Below are 18,959 nucleotides of genomic sequence, written 5' to 3' on the forward strand. Positions count from 1 at the left end.
ATGAAGCACGACTTTTTTGCAGATGGTATAGTCTGTGTTCCACTAATGACGGCCGGCGACTTGAAGGAGATCAGCTCTGACCGCGTTGACCACGCCATATAACCGGGCGCACCACGGTTTTGCGGTGTTCACCGCCTTTGCGACTTTTTTCCTCATCATCGCTGGAGCACTTGTCACCAGCAATGACGCTGGCCTTGCCGTCCCGGACTGGCCGACCACATTCCATTCCTTTCGCATGCCCAGCATGGTCGGAGGCGTTCTCTATGAGCACGGCCACCGCATGATCGCGGGCTTCACCATCCTGCTTACCCTTGGAATAGCGATTTCCACTTGGCTCGTAGATCGCCGCCGCTGGATGAAAAATCTTGCGCTCGCCGCCTTTAGCACCATCATTGTGCAAGCTATTCTGGGTGGCATCACCGTCCTGCATTTTCTTCCGCCGGCGGTTTCCACGGCTCACGCAGTCGTAGGCCAGACGTTCTTCTGCCTAGCCGTCGCGATTGCCCTGTTTACGGGGCGACACTGGGTACAAGAGCAGCCCAGGATTGCGGTGGATCGCCGCCGCCCCAGCCTGGTTACGCTCACTCTGCTCTCCATCGCTTTGCTTTATGTCCAACTCATCTTGGGCGGTATGTTCCGCCACAAGGGGATGGGATGGCAGCCCCACGTCATCCATTCCTTGCTCGTGGTGATTGTTGTGACCTGGACGGCCATCCGTGTCCTCTCTTACTATTCCCAACTCGAAGCTCTCCGTCGGCCCGCCATAATTGTTTTGGGTCTTCTGATCGCCCAGTTGTGTCTCGGTTTTCTTTCTTTTCTGGCTAGGGTGGTCTGGGGAGGAGAAGTTGCTCAGCCAACGCCAATGATGATTTGGTCAACGGTAGCGCATGTATCAGTGGGCGCCTTATTGTTGGCTACGACTGTAGTCCTCGCGATCCAGACCTGGCGCCATGTCGCTGTGCCGCAAACCGAAGCTGAACCGCTTAGTTCTCGAACTCAAAAGGCTGTGATTGCATGAGCAGTGCCACTCACCCACTCTGGTCTGCCCGGAACGGTATCAGCCGCGCGCGCGACTACGCAGAGTTAATCAAGCTTCGGGTAACGACGTTGATCGTACTGACCGCCTGGACGGGTTTCTATCTTGGCGCGCTTAAGTCTGGCGTCCCGTCTTTTACTTGGGCCTTATTTCACGCCTTACTGGGCATTGGGCTAGTCTCGGGTGGTACCGCTGCTTTTAACGAAGTCCTGGAGCGCGAAGCTGACGCCCTGATGCGCCGCACCGCTACTCGCCCACTGCCTGCTCGCCGCATGAGTCTGGCTCATGCCACCGTCGCTGCCTCAACCATGATCCTTGGTGGCACTGTCTATCTCGCTCTAACCACCAATAACCTGACGGCGCTACTCACACTGGGAACGGCAGTTTTCTATTTGACCGTTTACACTCCGCTCAAGCGCAGATCCCCCATCTGCACCTTCGTAGGCGCTTTTTCCGGCGCCATGCCGCCACTACTCGGATGGACTGCCAATCGTGGCCGGGTGGAATGGGAAGGCATCGTGCTGTTCGCCATTGTCTTTCTCTGGCAGTTTCCACACTTCTTCTCTATCGCCTGGCTCTATCGTGAGGACTACGCCAACGCCAGCATTCGCATGCTGCCGGTGGTTGAGAGTGACGGGCGCTCCACAGCCCGGGAAATTATCGTGTACTCCCTCCTCCTCATTCCTATGAGTGTGGCTCCGAGCCTGCTTGGCATGACCGGAAGGCTCTACCTCTCGGGTGCACTGCTGTTGAGTGCTGCTCTCTTCTGGTTTGGATACCGACTTGCTGCCGCCAAACTACCCCCCACCTCTCCACACTCGAAAGCACATGCCCGTTTTCTACTGCAGGCAACTGTTATTTACCTCCCGCTGTTGTTCGGCCTGATGATGATTAACGCTGTGGCATCGTAGAATGGCTTGTGCCCACTGACACGATTCAAGTTCCCGGGGCCAACCCCAGGCAGGTTCCTGAGACTTCCAGCGACGCCGTTGTGTGCGTCGATAACCTGCAGCATTCCTACGGTGAACGTAAAGCACTAGATGGTGTCTCGTTCAATGTTCAGCGGGCAGAAATGTTTGGATTGCTGGGACCCAACGGAAGCGGCAAAACCACGCTGTTCCGTATTCTCTCCACGTTAATGCTACCGACGCGCGGACGCGCCATCATCATGGGTTGCGATGCGGCCAACGATCCTGAGGGGCTCCGTCGCCGCATCGGTGTTGTTTTCCAGGCGCCTAGCATTGACGTGAAGCTCACTGCCAACGAGAACCTGTGGCACGTGGGCCACTTATACGGCCTGAAAGGCTCTGTTCTGAGAGCGCGAATCCACGAAATGCTCTCCCGCGTAGGATTGTCAGATCGCGCTAACGATAAGGCAGAAGCCTTCTCTGGCGGCATGCAGCGCCGTCTGGAACTGGCTAAGGGTCTGATGCACCATCCATCGGTGCTCCTGCTTGACGAACCTACTACCGGACTTGACCCAGGAGCTCGTCGTGATCTCTGGCAGTATCTGTGCACGCTGCGTGATCAAGAAAATGTCACTATCATCGTAACCACGCACCTGATGGAGGAAGCCGAGCATTGCGATCGCCTCGCTATCCTGAGCGAAGGCAAGTTGGTTGCCCTCGGCACTCCCGCAGCACTGAAACATGAAATTGGCGGCGACGTCATTCTGCTGGAGGCTGTCAACCCGGACTCCCTCGCCCATCAGATACGCGCCCGCTTCGGTCTTGCAACATCGGTCCTCGACGGCAAAGTGCGGCTGGAGCGCGAGCAAGGCCACCGCTTCGTTACCGATGTCGTAGAAGCCTTCCCTGGCGAGATTCAGTCGGTCTCGGTTAGCAAACCGACTCTGGAAGATGTCTTCATCCATCGCACCGGACACCGATTCTGGACCGACCAGGAACAAAGCTGATGCCAGCCCAGGCCCAAAGTTTGGCCCTATCGCCTCCCGCAGCTGCCGTGGGCACGTTCCGGCCTGCGTTCAGTCTCTGGTGGCGTGAAGTGGTGCGCTTTTACCGCCAGCGCACCCGCGTGATAGGCGTGATTGCCTCGCCTCTGCTCTTTTGGATCGTGATCGGATCAGGCTTTGGCACTTCTTTTCGCGGTGCGAGCGCCCAAGCCAGCCAGAATTATCTGGATTTCTTCTTTCCCGGCGCGCTGATCATGATTGTTCTGTTCACCGCAATATTTACTATGATGTCGGTCATCGAAGACCGCAAAGAGGGCTTCCTGCTTTCCGTCCTGGTAGCTCCGGTTCATCGCTCGGTGATTGTGCTGGGAAAAGTCCTTGGAGGCACTACGCTGGCGGCTCTGCAGGGCCTGATCTTTTTGGTTTTCGCCCCTGCCGTGGGAATTCACTTCGGAGTGGGAACCCTGCTGCTGGTCGCGCTTGCCGTTTTCCTGGTCGCGTTCTCGCTTACTGCCCTCGGCTTCATCATTGCCTGGCCCATGGACTCAACCCAGGCCTTTCACGCCATCATCAATCTCTTCCTGATCCCGCTATGGCTCCTTTCTGGCTCGCTGTTCCCCCTCAGTGGAGCCTCTTTTTGGATCAGATTCCTGATGCGCATCAATCCGCTGACCTATGGCACGGAGGCGTTGCGCGGCTTGTTGTTCCCGGGAAGCTCCTCGCTTGGACTATCCATCAGCACCAACCTGGCTGTTCTTGCGGCTTTTGCCATGATCATGTTCGTCCTCGCATTTCTGGTAGCCAACCGTCGCACCACGAAACCTGCGGCATGAATGAACGCTACGCCATTTTTCCCTTGATCAATGCCATCCTGAATGGCACTTCTGCAGCTCTCATCATTGCGGGTGTCTCACTGATTAAGAAGGGCCGCATCGCGGCACACCGGGCATGCATGCTGTCGGCCTTCGCGGCCTCCACCCTGTTCCTGGCTTCTTATCTTTACTATCACTACCACGTTGGATCCGTGCGCTTTCAGGGACACGGCTGGTCACGGCCTCTCTACTTCACGATCCTGATTAGCCACACCATTCTCGCTGTGGTAATCGTTCCCATGGTGCTGATCACGCTCTCACGTGCCTTACGCGAGCTCTTTGAGCGCCACCGCGCCATCGCGCGTTGGACCTATCCTCTCTGGCTCTACGTTTCTGTGACCGGAGTCATCATCTACGTTATGCTGTATCACCTGTTTGCACCCTGAGGAATCGAACGCCAACTGCGCCTCGTCAGCGTAAGTCATGCCCATCGTCAAACTCAAAATCGACATCTCCGGGACGGTCGGTGATCGGGCTTGGCGTGATCTCACTCCCTTCCCCGAAGCCCAGGCCGCCTTCTTCGGGGAGGAGTTTGGCAGCAGTGGCCCCTGCAAACACCCACTGGATGCGCCACACCCGAAAGGCGAATGGCGAGGAGCAGAGGTCCTGGTGCCCACCAGCTTGGTGGCACAATACGCGGTGTCGCACTACCTGGAGCAACCACGCGTTCTCGACGCCGACGTAGAAGAGTGAAGCGCAGGCCCATCAACGATTACAATTCCCCTGTGACTGAAGTAAACCAGCCATCATCGCCAACTCCAGCTGAAACTGTTTCCTCTCCTCGCGTGCACCATCGGATGTCCACTCGCACTCGTATTCTCTTTTTCATGACAGCTTGGGCCATCGTGCTTATGCCGTTTCTGTTTTGGCGCAGTACCTGGTTTGGCCGCCAATTGTCAGATGCTGAGCTCAATCGCTACCTGCACGACAGCCAGAAGCCCCGCCACATTCAGCACGCGCTCGTGCAGATCGGCGAACGAATAGGACGTCGCGATGACAGCGTCGCGCACTGGTATCCGGATTTGGTTTGGCTGGCCTCACATCCAGTGGAAGAGATTCGCAACACCGATGCCTGGGTCATGGGCCAGGACGCTTCCCGCCCGGAATTCCACCAGGCTCTGCTTGAACTTCTGCACGATTCGTCCGCTAACGTCAGAGGTAACGCCGCTCTGGCTCTGGTGCGCTTCGGCGATGATTCTGGCCGATCGCAACTACTCGAGATGCTAAAGCCCGCCGTCATCACAGCACCGTCGACGGGAATCATTGTGGATAGCGCCAAGCCTGGAACCACTGTGCGTCAGAATGGCACTGTTTCCAAACTCAGCGCTGATGCCAAAATTTTCGAACTTCGCTCGCCATTGACTGGCCGTGTGGCCTTCGCCGCAAGCCGCGGCGCGCAGGTTGCAGCAAACGGTGAGATAGCCCGCATCGATCCCAGCACCGACCAGGTTTGGGAGGCGCTGCGAGCTCTTTACGTAGTCGGCCGGGTCGAGGATCTCCCCGCCATCCGCCCCTACGAACGTGCTCTGCCGGAGATGCCGGAGCGCATTCGCGAACAAGCTGTTGCTTCTGAGCGTGCTATTCTGCAGCGAGCTGCGAAGTGAGGCATGTGGAGCAGGCTCTTGCCATCAGGAGCGGGTTCCCCAATGAGCCCGCTTTTGGCTCAATGGAGTGGACGTGCGGCCGCCAGGACGCGAGGGATCTGCAGTTTTGCTATCTCACAACCGAGGTGCTATGCGATCGCTTTCGCTGATGATTTGCCTGGCTGTCTCCATTGGTGCCTTCGCTCAGGGTCCCAGTTTCTCGAAGGGCGATATTGACTCGATCTACCCCAATATTGAAGCTCTCTACCTGGATCTCCATCGTAACCCTGAGCTCTCGTCGCATGAGGTTCAGACGGCTGCCAAGCTCGCCGACGCGGCCCGCAAACTGGGATTCCAGGTCACCACGAACGTAGGCGGCAATGGAGTTGTAGCCATCCTTAAGAACGGCAGCGGACCCACAGTGATGGTGCGCACCGAACTCGACGCCCTTCCAGTTGCTGAGGCCACCGGTCTTCCTTACGCAAGTCACGTCAAAACCAAGGACGCTGCGGGTAATGATGTTTCCGTGATGCACGCCTGCGGTCACGACGTGCATATGTCCACCTGGGTTGCATCCGCAAGCTTGCTAAGCCAGCACCGCGACCTCTGGCATGGCACATTAATGATGATTGCCCAGCCTGCTGAAGAATCGATGAATGGCGCGTCGGCCATGCTCAAGGACGGGCTCTTCACGCGCTTCCCAAAGCCCGATTTTGTCTTGGCTCTCCATGACGATGATGGCATCCCGGCGGGTCAGGTCGGATTCACTTCTGGTTACTCCATGGCCGCTTCCGATGCCGTAGACTTGACTATTTACGGCAGAGGCGGGCATGGGGCCAAGCCGCAAATGACAATCGATCCTATAGTCGTCGCGGCTCGCACTATTCTCGCACTTCAGACTCTCGTCTCTCGGGAGGATGATCCCAATGATCCGGCCGTCGTTACGGTGGGTTCCATCCACGCAGGCACGAAGCACAACATTATTCCCGATGAGGTCAAACTTCAGCTTTCGGTTCGCTCTTACCGCCCGGAGGTCCGCGAGCATTTGCTGTCCGGCATCGAGCGGATTGCGTGCGCCGAAGCCCAGGCTGCCGGAGCTCCCAAGCCTCCCGAGATGAAAGTCGTGGACTCAACCAAAGCAGTATTCAATGACCCTGTGCTCACCCGCCGCGTTGAAGCTGCCGTAAGCCGCAGCTTGGGGCAAAATAATGTGCTGGAAATTCCGCCTAAGATGTCCTCAGAAGATTTTTCAGAATATGGCAGCGCAGGAGTGCCAATTCTGATGTTCCACGTGGGCGCGGTGAATCCCGAGAAATATAGGGCGGCAAAGGGTGGCGGAGAGCCGTTACCTTCGCTCCACTCGTCCAAGTTTTACCCTGATCGTGAACCGACGATCAAAACTGCCATCCTCGCCGAAACCACAGCAGTCTTGGAGCTGATGGGAAACAAACCATGAAATGATTGAAGCTGTCCCGCTAGAGACAGGCCCCAAGTTTAGTTTTCAGATTACCCGATTACAATTTACCCGATAACAATGCCGGGCAAACGACGCACTTGTTGGCAGCGACAGGCCGGGAAAGCAGCCACTAGTAACTCATCATTCCCACTTCCTTTTCGACTTCCGTAGTATCCAGCATCACTATGGCGTCCCACGGGCAGCCGTCGAGGAAGCTGCCATCCGGCCCCTTGCTGGTGCACTTCTTGCACCCGATGCACAGGATCGGGTCGACCTGAATGCGCCCGAATGGGGGATGATCTTCATCGGGTACCCAGAACATGCAGTCTTCAATCGGGCAGTACTCCACGCACGCTGGCGAGCCGGCACAGCCTGTACAGCATTCCGTAATTACTGCCAGCTCTTTGGGTTTCTTTTTGCGGGGGGTCAGAATCCCTTTGGATCGTGGCTCATGCTTCAGTTCGTCCGGGACAAATCCCGGTGCCTTGGCGACCTGTTGTTCGGCCATTGTGCGGTGATTATACCCCAAGCCTATTGACGGGATTGTGCTAGCGGTTGGCCATATGGTCGCCCAAGGCCCTTTCCACTTCTTCGGGGGGCAGCGATTCGCCGTCGTTCATGCGTTTCAGGAGCGCGTCGATGATGTCCTTGGCTTCGTCCTTGCCGTAATTGCGGATGAAACCATCGTAAAAGTGCTCCCCGGCGAGTGCCCGGTTGATCTCAAACTCCTTGTTGTTTTCGTTCAACTCGGTGAAATACACCACCCGGTACTTCCCGCTGTAAGTCGCCTCACGGTAAATCTCAAACATCACCTTATCAGAGTCCATTGCCATGCTTGCGCCATCCTGCTGGAGATCAGACTATTTTACTGAAGTCTAGCACGTGTGGCGCGGACACTCTTGTCCGCGGCAGCGTGCAAATTTCAGCAAAACAAATCCCTTCTGCCAGCCTTTCGGACCGGCAGAAGGGACGGAATTCGTTGTAATCCTATGTTAAAGTCCTACTTTAATCTCCACTCAGCTGCACCAACTCATCCGCCGTTGGCTGAGCATTGGAAATGGAAACCAGTTCCGCGGGAACGCCCTCAGCAGCCCGGTGCCTCTGTGCGATGAGCAGCTCCGCGCGCAACTGCTCCTCAAATTTCTTAAGCTGGTCTTCAATTGTCAGCTTCTTCTGTTTCTCCCGAACCATGTCCTCTCGGTAGCGTTTCAGGAAGTAACCAATCGTCTCCACGCGAATCTTGATGGACCCGGTCGGCTTGTTCTCATCAATATCCTTGAAGCAGAAGTACGGCGTTCCTGAGTGTTCGACGACCTCTTCGATCACAGTATAGATCGGGGCATCGTGTCCGCACTTGAAGCTGGAAAGCTCCAGCGCCACCAGATTGGGATGCCGGGCGATGTACTTGGCGGCCCAAACCTTGCGGCTCGTATTCTCCGAATACGAATTCTTCCAGGCATCGGAAACGTCCATTGGGTGCTTGATCACGCCCGCGTGGACCTCGTCTCCGAACAGCTTCCACACGATTTCATCGTCCAGCGGCAGCGAATCCTGAGAAAATACTGGATATCCGAGCTTCTGGAACTCCTCCAGGATCTCATGGTTGATTCCGGGATCGTTGTGGTACGGACGGCCCAGCAGCACAATACCCAGGCGGGTCTCAGCCTCCAGGCGCTTCAGCACTTCGCGCGCTGCTCCCCGCATGATCTCGTTGTCGAACTTATTCATTGCTGCGAAGCCCTGCTGCACCGCCCGGAGGTTTTCCTCCTCGGTCAGGCCCAGAATGTCTTCCCAGTCTTCATACATCTGACGGTGTGCCAGCTTCTCTTCATTGAGGCAGATGAGCGTGTCCCTCCAGATCACGCCCTTTTCCTTGAACAGATCGCCTTCTTTGGTGAAGGCGGCTTTGACTGAAGCAGGTGTAGCCGTCACCGTTGGGCAAGCGCGGCTGGACTGCGTATGCGTCAGGAAGGTTGGAAGTGAATCGATCATCGGAAAGAAGATCACATCCAGCTTCTTCTTCGGATGCACCGAGTACAGCAAATTGTGTACATGCGGAATCCCAACCTTGGACGGGAAGCAGGGATCAATCGCTCCCCGCTTCGCCCCTTCTTTGTAGAGTTGTTCGCTGGTGTATTCCGACCACAATAGGTTTTCGGCTTTTACCCCCAGCGACTCGAAATAGGCGGTGAAGAACGGGCCGCACGAATACATGTTCAGCGCTTTCGGCATGCCAATCTTCAGCTCTGCCCGCCGCTTCATCAGTTCGATGCGTTGCTTCTGCGCTTTAGTGATCACCAACTTAGGCAGCGGATCGGCCACGAGTGGTGGCTCGTAGCTCTTGAATGCCGCCTTGGCCGCAATCTCCACCAGATTGGGGTTCTCCTTCTTGATGGCGTCAATATTGCCCTTGATGACGCGCATCTCTTCCACGTTCTCTACCGTACCCTTTTCGCAGGTGGCGATGATCAAGCGCTGGGCGCCCGGCGCCAGCGGCACTTTAGTTTTCACCGGCGGCTTATAGTTCGGATTCGGTGAAGCAGTCTTTACGTCGATAAAAGTGCGCAGACACTTGTTCTTGCAGAAATAGCACCGGGTGTCCTCGTTTCGTGTCGTGGTGAAGGAAATTGAAGCCACCGCATCCATTCCGATGAATTCGGTCTGCTTTCCGTTCTCCCACAAGCGAACTGCTTCGAAAGCACAGCCAATCGCGCCGGCTTCGCCGCAGTGCTGGTGCACGATCACCTCGGGCTGCACCTCTTTTCCTTTGAATCGCGATTCGATGAAATCCACCTGCGACTTCACCGCCGCCAGATTGTGCTGCGTGCCGCCCTGGAGAATGAACCTGCGCCCTATGGCCGACAGGTTGGGAATCTGGGATACGTACAGCCAGATATTTTTCGGCAGCACGTTGCATAACCCCGCCATGATTTCTTCGGGCTTCCACCCTTGCCGCTGGAAATCGACGATATCCGACTGCATGAACACCGCACAGCCATAACCGAACTGCGGAAAGCCCTTGGCTCCGAATGCGATGTCGGCGAACTCCTCGACTTTGAAGCCAAAGCTTTCGCACGTACCCTGCAGGAAGTAGCCGTTGCCGGCCGAGCACTGCGTGTTCAACTTGAAGTCTTTTACGCGTCCGTCTTTGAGGATGATGATCTTGATGTCCTGGCCGCCCACATCACAGATCACGTCCGCGTCGGGATAGAAATGCAGCGCTGCCTGCGTATGGGCTACTGTCTCTACCAGCGCCACATCGGCGCCGACCGCGTCTTTCAGAATGTCTTTGGCATAGCCCGTGGTGCCAACGCCTGAGACCTTCAAAGTCGCGCCCTGGTCTGTAACCTGCTTCGTAATCTTGGCCAGAACCTCCTGCGTGTCCTCGATCGGATTTCCCTTCGAGAGTTGATAGGTCTTGCACAGAATATTGCGGTTCTTGTCCACGAGGACGGCTTTGGTTGAAGTGGATCCGCCATCGATTCCGACAAAACCCGCAACTACTTGGCCAGGCTGGAATGTCGCAGCTACAAACTTCTTCTTGGCGTACTTTTTCTTGAACTCTTCCAACTCCTCCGGGCTCTTCGCCAGCGCCTGTGCGCCGCCCTTCTTAGCCTTTTCCTGGGCACGTCCCTCCGTGATGTACCATTCCAGCTTCGAGTAGCCCTGATAAAGACCGACTCCCGGGTCTTCCTGCTTTCCAAACTCGACTGCTCCGATGCAGGCAAAATATTGCGCATTATCGGGGGTCTTAATCAGATCTTCCGGATTCACACCCTCTGGAAGGGGATAGTTCCGCTCTTCCCAGATCTTGGGGATGTTAGCTTTCCAGCAGTCGCGCATTCCCTTGATGTAGCAATTCGGACCACCCAATAGCAGCACAACGGGACGTAGCGTATTGCCGCGCGTCAGCACCGACAGGTTCTGCTGCACGATTGACTCAAACAATGACGCCATCAGCTCATCCGGCGGAACGCCCTGTTTCTGCAGGCCGTTAATATCGGTCTCGGCGAAAACCCCGCACTTCCCTGCCACCGGGTGCAGCTTCAGGCCCTTGTAGCCCATGTTGCAGAGTTCCGCAGAGGGAATACGAAGCTTGGCATTGATCTTGTCGATGACCGCGCCCGTGCCACCCGCGCACTTGTCATTCATCGAAGGCAGTTTCTTCTTCTTGCCCGTCTCCGGGTCTTCCTTGAAGATGATGATCTTCGCGTCTTGCCCACCCAGTTCGATGACTGACCCGCACTCTGGATAGAGCTTCTCCACGGAGAGCGATACCGCGTTTACCTCCTGCACGAACTTCGCGCCCAGGTGCTTGGCAATTCCGGAGCCACCCGATCCAGTGATGAATACGCGATAGTTCTCTATCGGCGTAGCTGGCAGGTCCTCCCCGATCTGCTTCAGCATCTCCAGGAGCTTCTCCGGCTGCTTGGTTTCATGCCGTTGGTAGTCCTGCCAGATGATCTGGTCGGTTTCACCGTCGATGACCGCGATCTTCACCGTCGTGGAACCGACGTCGGCACCCATCCACAGCATTTCGTACTTCTTGTCGCGAATCGCTTTATCGGTAAGTCCCGCCATGATTCTCCTAGAGAGCCTTTAGCCTGGAGGAACCCTTAAAACACCAGGTCCCACGACTCGGGCCTCGTCTTTATACTCGACCCTCGCTCAGGATGACAGTTGGTAGCCTTGCAAATTCACGGTCAAGTCCGCTTTTGCAACGCTCAGTGCGCTTCCGCGTGATACGGAACCTGGGCCCCCATACGTTCTGCCACATGCACCGCGAAGTTCGCAGCAGTCCCAATTACGCCTTTGTACTTCGGCACCGGATAGAGCGCGTTGGACATCTCCGGGTGCTGCTCGACATACGCCTTCAACTCGTCCTGGCTCTTGCCGATCTTCTCCAGCACCTCTTTGTACTCGAGCTTAGCCTTGGCCTTGGCTTCGCCCAGCGCCATCTGCACCCGGCTATGCGCATTGATCTCGCCCTCCCCGGAGGTTTCAATGGGAAGGAAGATCATGTCTTTGTAATGCGCCACTACGGCTGATTGCGCTCCGTCGGACTGCGTGGAGGGCATACATCCAAACGGCTTCAGCGAGAGCACCATGTGGCAGAGTTCGCGATTGGAGTAGTAGATATTCTTGGCCACTTCCAGGTGCCCTTCGCCGCCGCCCGCACGCGAGTTGTAGTAAGGATGGCCGAGCCGCTGTAGTTCGTATTGATCTACCAAACGATGCGCAGTCCCTCCCAGAGCGTCAACAATGCGGTGATACTCGCGAGCAAAGATCAGCTCCGCAGCCCTGAGCTTCATCAACTTGTTGCGGTAGTTCCATTCAATCTTGGCTTGCTTGTCGATGCGCCAGCTCGGAGGCGCAACCGTACCCTCTTCCAGTCCCTTGGTGTCGCGAATCTTCTGCACCACCTGATGGATCATGTACATGATCCAGGTGCCGATCGGCTCCACGATGATCTGCGCACCCTCCTTGTGAAGGAACGGGAACATATTGAAGTTGCCGTCGCCTTCCGTGGTCTGCGCCCAAAACTCGCCCGTGATCTTCACAATCGGCTTCACCCGGAAGCGGTCCACCTTCACCCGGTTGAAGCGATCGCGTACCTGATTCAGCGCCACCATGTAATCGTCGGACATGAGCTGATTGAGGAATTTGCCCAAATATTCAACCGTACCTTTCATCGGGATCTTGTTGGCTGCCTTCCCCAGTTTGCTCTCTACCGACCAGGGCGACTTCTTCTTGAGCGCCTCGTGCAGGTAGTCGATCGACTCATCCAGGACAGCGTCTGTCTCGCCGGTATTCGCTTCGAACGCCCGGATCTGATGCGCGACTTCGTTAATGATGTCGCCCATATTGAGGGCATTCAGCAGGTTCAGAAAGAAGTCCAGGTTCATGCACAGCCCGGCTTCCGCCTCCGACTGGTCGAGACCACCCGATTGCTGGAATAGCATCACTCGGAAGCCGTCGAAGCCTGCATTGCGCAGGGCCAGCCGGTATTCCGCTTCATACATCCCAAAGCGGCACGGACCACATGCCCCTGCGGTAAGGAAAATGTAATTGTTGAGCAGGTCTTCCCGGCGGATGCCCGACTCCTCCAGCTTCTGCAGATACTGGACGAGGTTGCCGACGGTGAAGTACGTAGGATTGCATTGGCCGTTATTGCCATACTCCTTGCCCAACTGGAACGCCTTTACATTCGCCGTGGGCACCACTTCGCACTTGTAACCCAGCCCCTCGAGAGCGCCATGGACCAACTTCTCGTGCTTCCAGGTCAGCCCGCCAAAAAGAAGCGTGGTCTTGTTGCGCTGGTCTGCAGTGAATGGCCGCTCGATCGGCTTGTGAAAATGATGGATCTCTTTACGGGCGATTCCTGCTTCCTTCTCCAGCCGTGCCCGTTCTTCTGCCACTCGCTGGCGAATCATTTCTTCCAGCGATGTAATCTGCACTAGCCCACCACTCGTTGCTGGATGTGTCGAAGTGCTCATGTCCTCACCTTCTTCGGTTCAACTGCAGACCTAGTCCCCCGCCTTGGCCCTGGTGGACCAAGACCGCCGCCATGCACAATGGCGTATTCTTGTCCTCTTTCTATGTCGTGGCCGAATGGAATCAGCCGAACGGCGTAATTTGACGGTCCAACGGGGAAAGTTGAGGCACCGCCCGGCCCGAAATTCTCAGCTTTGTCAGATACTTACAAGAAAGAATCCTGGTTGGCTCCCTTCGTAGGTACAGTGAAGGAATGGTGAAGGATTGTGACGTAAATCGACACACTTGGATAACTCAAGGTAGTGTCTAATGACTAAGTGCTGGTTTGTCTTCGCTCGGCCCCTACCGCACCAAGGCTTCACGCTCTGCTTGGTTCCGGGAACTGGCAGCCCGTCCCTTTTTGATCGCCATCAACTCCGCGGCCCTCTGCGCGATGTGCTCGGCGCTGACTTCGAATTCCTTGATCAGTTCCCAGGGCGCTCCCGAATCGCCGAACCGGTCTTTTACTCCAACTGCTCCCGTGATGATCGGATGGCCGTACAGTTCCGCGCTTTGCGTCAGTATCCCACTTACCTGCCATGCCAAAGCCCCAATCTGGTGTTCTTCGGCAGTGACCACCGCTCCTGTTTCTTTCCCCGCCCGGAGAATGGCCGTTTCGTCCAGCGGCTTCAGTGTATGCATGTTGACGATACGTGTTTCATAGCCGAATTCCTTTTTCAGGATATAGGCTGCGCGCATTGCTTCTGGAACCATTGGCCCGCAGGCAACGATGCTGAGGTCCTCACCTTCATCGCGATAGTCCTCGGCCAACAGCGTCTCAAAAGCCTCCCCAAACTGCTCAGCTTCTCGCCGATAGCGGATTACGTTCGCCTTACCAAACACCCAGGGTGTACTTCCGGAAGTCACAATGGGTGTGGCTTCTCGGGCGAAGCGGACGTACTTCGGTCCTACATGCTTCAACAGAAGGTAGTCCGTCGCCTTCTTCGTCTCTGCGATATCACATGGAACTACCACCGACATGTTGGGTAATCCGCACATCGCAAACAGATCTTCGAGCGCCTGATGTGTCGCTCCATCCGGCCCGACGGAGACCCCTCCATGAGCACCGGCGATCAGGACATTGAAATTCCCATAGCACACCGAAACCCGGAGCTGATCCAGGTTGCGGGCGGCGGCAAACGTGGCATAGGTTCCCAGCACCGGCAGCTTCCCCTCTTTTGCCAGCCCCGCTGCCGCAGCCGTAGCTGACTGCTCCGCGATGCCCATGCTGATCCAGCGCTTCTTGCGATTTGGCTTGTTGGTATAGAACTCGCTGATAGTGATCGAGCCGGAGATGTCCAGCCCCAGGCAGACAATTCGTTCATCATCGCCGTTTTCTGCCAGCGATTGCCCGAAGCCCATTCTCGTCGGCTTCATCGCCGCCATCATCTTGCTGTCCGAATTCCACCAATAGTTTCGGCTGAATTTCGGCATCTTGAGCTCGAGCTTCCGCTCCACTTCGGCCTGATATTCCTTCGCGTGCTCCAGCAGTTCCTGCACCCGAATCTTCCCGGTCAGCCCCAGTTCCGCCAGCCCCCGATTCATCTCTTCCTGATTGGGGGCCTTCCCATGCCAGCCCGCCACATTCTCCATGAAGCTGACGCCCTTTCCTTTAGCAGTCTCCGCCACAATCAAGAAGGGCTTCCCACAGCCCCGGTTGGCTTTTCCTTTTTCCAGTGCATCGACCACCTGCTCCATATCATGACCGACAATGCGCACCACGTTCCAGCCAAATGACCGGTATTTGTCCTCAATAGGATCGATATTCATCACTTCGCAAACCGCACCATCAATCTGCAGCCCGTTGTAATCAATGATCCCGACCAGATTATCCAGCTTGAACTGCGCGGCCTCCATGGCTGCTTCCCATATCTGGCCCTCTTGCTGCTCACCGTCTCCCATGATGCAAAACGTGGTGTGCTGCTTGCCATTCAATTTGGCAGCGATGGCGATTCCCACTGCGATACTCAATCCCTGCCCCAGCGAACCGCTGGAGACCTCGGCTCCGGGAAATTTCAGCCAATGCGGATGGCCTTGAAATGCCGACGAGAGTTTGCGCAGGTACATCACATCCTCGAGTTTGCAAGCACCCGCAAATGCAAGTCCAAGATACAGACTTGGCGCTTTATGGCCGGTGGACCAGATGATGCGATCGCGGTCCTCCCAAAACGGGTTTGCCGGATCCAGATTCGCCACCTTCAGATACAGGGCGGCTGTAACGTCCATGATGGAGAGTGTGCCCCCCGCGTGCCCGGATCCAGCCGCGCATAATGCCACCAGGTCGTAGCCCCGCATCAAATTCGCTTGCTCTCTCAGTTCTTCAATGGAGTAATCCCGGATCACTTTGCCAACCTTGGAATCGATTAGAGCCATAGAGATGCCTCCGCACCCTTTGGACACACGGGTGATGCGTCTCCTTTGTAGCCCGGCCGGTCACAACTGTCGTGGGCAGAGATCACACAGCCTTGTGCGGCCTGCGCAGAAAGGTATCGCCTGGATTACCTGGGAGATGATTGCGGACGATCGCTCATGCAAGTTGCAACTCCGCCCTAGTTACCCGTCGCTTGTCATCCTCTAGAACGGAAAATCCGAGTTTTCGAAAGATGGCCTGCATATCTTCGTTCTCGGGAAGCATGGCCGCTACGGCCTGCGTTGCCTGTTCCTTGCGGGCGATCTCGACGATGCGCTTCGTCAGTTCACTTCCGAGTCCTAGATGCTGGAAGTCATCTTCAATCACGACTGTGACTTCGACCGTCTGGGTTCCATGCAAGCGGACAGTCCGTGCCACCCCAACGATTCTGGGCACGCCTGTGGCGGGCTCGGCTTGCTCGGCAACCAGTGCCATCTCTCGGTCGTAATCGATGAAGCAGATCCGCGTCAGCCGTTCATGCGCAGTGCGCTGACTAAGACCCAACGGAGTGAAGTAGCGAAGGTACACGCTGCGTTCAGAGAGCCGCTCATGAAACTTGCTTAGCAAAGGCTCGTCTTCCGGACGGATCGGACGAAGGGTCAGTGCTGTCCCATTCTTCGCCGTCCATGAACCCAGATACTGATTGGGATACGCACGAATCGCGGGCTTTGGTAGCTCCTTTTCCGCCGTCCCACGCCCCCAAATGACGATGCGTGCGTCCAGCGCCAGCAGACGATCCGGAGACGCCAGCAGCGGATTGATGTCTATTTCCTTGATCCAGGGCTGCTCGATCACCAGATTGCTGAAGCGCACCAGCAGATCTTCCAGGCCCGCCAGATCCACTGGTTTGCGTCCGCGTACTCCTTTTAGCGCGGTGTAAACTTTGGTCTGCTCCATCATGCGTCGCGCCAGCGTGGTGTTCAGCGGAGGCAATGCCAACGCCCGGTCCTTGAACACCTCCACCAGTTGGCCACCCGCTCCAAACAGCAACACCGGGCCAAACTGCGCGTCAATGCTGCTACCCAGGATCACCTCATATCCATCCAGCCTTACCATTGGCTGCACTGTTACACCCTGGAAATGCTCGGGACCCGCTTTTGCCGTCACGCAGTCAAGAATGGACTGGAATGCAGCTTTCACCGCGTCGGCGTTTCGCAAATTGAGTTGCACGCCGCCTACATCTGTTTTGTGCGTAATGGTTTCGGAATTCAGCTTCAGGACCACGGGATAGCCAAACTGATCTGCAAACTTGACCGCCTCAGCTTCTCCATCAGCCACCTCGGTCGGGACAGTTGGAATTCCATAGGCGGCCAGTACTGCCTTCGACTCGAACTCGGTGAGAATTGTTCGTCCGCCATCGCGGACGTGCTCGATGATCTGCCTGGCTTTGGTTCGGTCGGGTGCCGCGATTTCGGCAGCGCTCGGCAGGCTTGGCGTCTCGTATATCCCGCGAAGGTTATAGCTATAACGCCACATGTAGTTGAACATGCGCGCCGCTGTATCCGGGAAAGCAAAAGTTGGGATTCCGGCCTGATTCAGAATCTCTTCGCCGGCGGCGACCTCAGCTCCACCCATCCAGCTTGCCAGAACGGGCTTGCCCAGTGAGTGTGCATAGGGCTTAAGTTCTTCGGCGATACGGGTGGGATTCGTCATTCCCTGCGGGGTCAGTATCACCATCATCCCGTCGATGCTTGGATCGCCGGCTGCAACCTCCAGGGCTTTGGCATAGCGCTGTGGTTCGGCGTCGCCCAGGATGTCCACTGGATTATTGTGGCTCCACGCAGGCGGAAGAAATTCGTCGTACGCCTTCATGGTCGCGGCCGAGAGTTCGGCCAATTGGCCACCACCTGTGACTAGAGCGTCCGTCGCCAACACACCAGGTCCACCGGCGTTCGTCACAATACAAAGCTTTGGACCTTGGGGTAGAGGCTGCTTCGCAAGCACCTCGGACATGTAAAACAGATCCGCAATGTTGTATACGCGCAGTACGCCACAGCGTCGGAAGGCAGCATCCAGTACTTCATCGCTTCCGGTCATCGACCCTGTGTGTGAGGCAGCAGCTTTCGCAGCCGCGGCAGTACGTCCGGGCTTGATCACCAGAATCGGTTTGGAAAACGAGATTTCCCGGGCGGCGGAAAGGAAAGAGCGCGCATCTCCCACTGACTCCATGTAAATGATGATGCTCTTGGTTCGCGGATCATCGCCGAAGTAATCCACCAGATCGCCCCAACCCACGTCGAGCATGGAACCAATCGAGACAAACGCACTAAACCCCACGTTCTCTCGCAAGCTCCAATCCAGAACCGCCGTACACAGCGCGCCGCTCTGGCTGATAAAGGCGACGTTTCCTGGACGCGCAACCGTTCGTGCGAACGTGGCGTTGAAACCAGTGATTGGATTCATCACACCCAGACAGTTGGGCCCGATGATTCGCATCTTGCCGCCGGCAATTGTCTCAGCGATCTCGTGCTCCAGGGCCTGACCCCGCTCTCCGTGCTCCTTGAACCCGGCCGAGATAATGATTGCCGCCGGCACACCTTCACCGACACACTCGCGAATCAGAGCAGGTACCGTGGTTGCCGGGGTCGTGATTACGGCAAGATCCGGCTTTTCGGGAAGCGAACCGATGTCCTTGTAAGCCCGAATCCCTAGCACATTCTGTCGCTTGGCATTCACCGGATACACCGTTCCTCCAAAGGGCGTGCTCAGCAGGTTCCACAAGACCTGCCGCCCCACGCTGCCTTCGCGCTCCGATGCGCCAATGACGGCTACGCTTTTGGGATTGAAGATGTCGTCCAATGGGTGACGTTCCGCCCGCAGCAGATCGTGTGCCGGGTCGATCACCAGCTTGCCGCTTGCTCCCAGCCACTTTCCCCCTGGGCTCTTCACGCTCGCAACTCCCATAAGTGCCCCCTCAGCAAAGAAACTCGATTTCTCAGATTGACGTGTCGGCACGGATCCTACCCATGACGTTGATCACTCTAACAAGTGACTGATGACCCGACCGGGCCCCGCCCTGATTACTGCTGCTTCACTGATTTTGGCCTGCCCTGGTCCACGCCAGCTTTCTTGTTAGACTAAGATCTTTAGCAATTGGGCGTGTCTTGCTGGGGAAGACGGCGGGATTTTGGGCTCCAGCAAGGTGAAACTGAGACC

Annotated in this window: 14 protein-coding genes; 8 read left to right on the forward strand and 6 right to left on the reverse strand. The window is 56.5% G+C overall.

Annotation, left to right across the window (positions count from 1 at the left end; genetic code table 11):
* Nucleotides 1-85: 85 nt before the first annotated feature.
* From VEG30_08360 to VEG30_08395, 8 genes are all read left to right on the forward strand, one after another.
* A complete protein-coding gene (locus VEG30_08360) occupies nt 86-1,018 on the forward strand; it encodes a COX15/CtaA family protein (GenBank protein HXZ79927.1) in 933 nt (310 codons plus the stop codon).
* On the forward strand, nt 1,015-1,947 hold the full coding sequence (gene cyoE, locus VEG30_08365; GenBank protein HXZ79928.1) for a heme o synthase: 933 nt from the start codon (nt 1,015-1,017) through the stop codon (nt 1,945-1,947). The genes VEG30_08360 and cyoE overlap by 4 nt, the downstream gene beginning before the upstream one ends.
* Before the next feature lie 8 nt (nt 1,948-1,955).
* On the forward strand, nt 1,956-2,951 hold the full coding sequence (locus VEG30_08370) for an ATP-binding cassette domain-containing protein (protein HXZ79929.1): 996 nt from the start codon (nt 1,956-1,958) through the stop codon (nt 2,949-2,951).
* Entirely contained in the window at nt 2,951-3,781 is an 831-nt protein-coding gene (locus VEG30_08375; GenBank protein HXZ79930.1) for an ABC transporter permease, read from the forward strand. The genes VEG30_08370 and VEG30_08375 overlap by 1 nt, the downstream gene beginning before the upstream one ends.
* The gene (locus tag VEG30_08380; GenBank protein ID HXZ79931.1) at nt 3,778-4,206 is read left to right on the forward strand and encodes a DUF420 domain-containing protein; all 429 of its coding nucleotides are present in this window, start codon (nt 3,778-3,780) and stop codon (nt 4,204-4,206) included. The genes VEG30_08375 and VEG30_08380 overlap by 4 nt, the downstream gene beginning before the upstream one ends.
* 37 nt (nt 4,207-4,243) lie before the next feature.
* Nucleotides 4,244-4,513 carry a hypothetical protein gene (locus VEG30_08385; protein HXZ79932.1) on the forward strand — a complete coding sequence of 90 codons (270 nt, stop codon included), beginning with the start codon at nt 4,244-4,246 and terminating at the stop codon, nt 4,511-4,513.
* A gap of 104 nt (nt 4,514-4,617) precedes the next feature.
* Nucleotides 4,618-5,424 carry a HEAT repeat domain-containing protein gene (locus VEG30_08390; protein HXZ79933.1) on the forward strand — a complete coding sequence of 269 codons (807 nt, stop codon included), beginning with the start codon at nt 4,618-4,620 and terminating at the stop codon, nt 5,422-5,424.
* 130 nt (nt 5,425-5,554) lie between these two features.
* Nucleotides 5,555-6,859, forward strand: a complete 1,305-nt coding sequence (locus VEG30_08395) for an amidohydrolase (GenBank protein HXZ79934.1) — start codon at nt 5,555-5,557, stop codon at nt 6,857-6,859.
* Nucleotides 6,860-6,989: 130 nt separating this feature from the next.
* On the opposite strand, the gene VEG30_08400 is transcribed toward VEG30_08395, so the two are convergent.
* The 6 genes from VEG30_08400 to VEG30_08425 form a co-directional block, all read right to left on the reverse strand.
* The gene (locus tag VEG30_08400; GenBank protein HXZ79935.1) at nt 6,990-7,367 is read right to left on the reverse strand and encodes a hypothetical protein; all 378 of its coding nucleotides are present in this window, start codon (nt 7,365-7,367) and stop codon (nt 6,990-6,992) included.
* Between the two features lie 40 nt (nt 7,368-7,407).
* Nucleotides 7,408-7,692, reverse strand: coding sequence for a hypothetical protein (locus VEG30_08405; GenBank protein HXZ79936.1), 285 nt, complete (start codon nt 7,690-7,692; stop codon nt 7,408-7,410).
* Nucleotides 7,693-7,864: 172 nt separating this feature from the next.
* Complete coding sequence (locus VEG30_08410; GenBank protein ID HXZ79937.1) at nt 7,865-11,440, reverse strand: BadF/BadG/BcrA/BcrD ATPase family protein; 3,576 nt, start codon at nt 11,438-11,440, stop codon at nt 7,865-7,867.
* A 143-nt stretch (nt 11,441-11,583) separates the two neighbouring features.
* Nucleotides 11,584-13,356 carry a hypothetical protein gene (locus VEG30_08415; GenBank protein HXZ79938.1) on the reverse strand — a complete coding sequence of 591 codons (1,773 nt, stop codon included), beginning with the start codon at nt 13,354-13,356 and terminating at the stop codon, nt 11,584-11,586.
* A gap of 340 nt (nt 13,357-13,696) precedes the next feature.
* Entirely contained in the window at nt 13,697-15,766 is a 2,070-nt protein-coding gene (locus VEG30_08420) for a transketolase (protein HXZ79939.1), read from the reverse strand.
* A gap of 154 nt (nt 15,767-15,920) precedes the next feature.
* Entirely contained in the window at nt 15,921-18,692 is a 2,772-nt protein-coding gene (locus VEG30_08425) for a bifunctional acetate--CoA ligase family protein/GNAT family N-acetyltransferase (protein HXZ79940.1), read from the reverse strand.
* Nucleotides 18,693-18,959 lie beyond the last annotated feature (267 nt).

Source organism: Terriglobales bacterium (assembly GCA_035624455.1).
GTDB lineage: Bacteria > Acidobacteriota > Terriglobia > Terriglobales > Acidobacteriaceae > DASPRM01.

What these genes read in the sequence shown, in the direction of transcription:
- VEG30_08405 (HXZ79936.1), bottom strand. Translation starts at nt 7,692, where the DNA reads ATGGCAATGGACTCTGATAAGGTGATGTTTGAGATTTACCGTGAGGCG.
- VEG30_08415 (HXZ79938.1), bottom strand. Translation starts at nt 13,356, where the DNA reads ATGAGCACTTCGACACATCCAGCAACGAGTGGTGGGCTAGTGCAGATT.
- VEG30_08410 (HXZ79937.1), bottom strand. Translation starts at nt 11,440, where the DNA reads ATGGCGGGACTTACCGATAAAGCGATTCGCGACAAGAAGTACGAAATG.
- VEG30_08385 (HXZ79932.1), top strand. Translation starts at nt 4,244, where the DNA reads ATGCCCATCGTCAAACTCAAAATCGACATCTCCGGGACGGTCGGTGAT.
- VEG30_08390 (HXZ79933.1), top strand. Translation starts at nt 4,618, where the DNA reads ATGTCCACTCGCACTCGTATTCTCTTTTTCATGACAGCTTGGGCCATC.
- VEG30_08395 (HXZ79934.1), top strand. Translation starts at nt 5,555, where the DNA reads ATGCGATCGCTTTCGCTGATGATTTGCCTGGCTGTCTCCATTGGTGCC.
- cyoE (HXZ79928.1), top strand. Translation starts at nt 1,015, where the DNA reads ATGAGCAGTGCCACTCACCCACTCTGGTCTGCCCGGAACGGTATCAGC.
- VEG30_08375 (HXZ79930.1), top strand. Translation starts at nt 2,951, where the DNA reads ATGCCAGCCCAGGCCCAAAGTTTGGCCCTATCGCCTCCCGCAGCTGCC.
- VEG30_08380 (HXZ79931.1), top strand. Translation starts at nt 3,778, where the DNA reads ATGAATGAACGCTACGCCATTTTTCCCTTGATCAATGCCATCCTGAAT.
- VEG30_08400 (HXZ79935.1), bottom strand. Translation starts at nt 7,367, where the DNA reads ATGGCCGAACAACAGGTCGCCAAGGCACCGGGATTTGTCCCGGACGAA.
- VEG30_08420 (HXZ79939.1), bottom strand. Translation starts at nt 15,766, where the DNA reads ATGGCTCTAATCGATTCCAAGGTTGGCAAAGTGATCCGGGATTACTCC.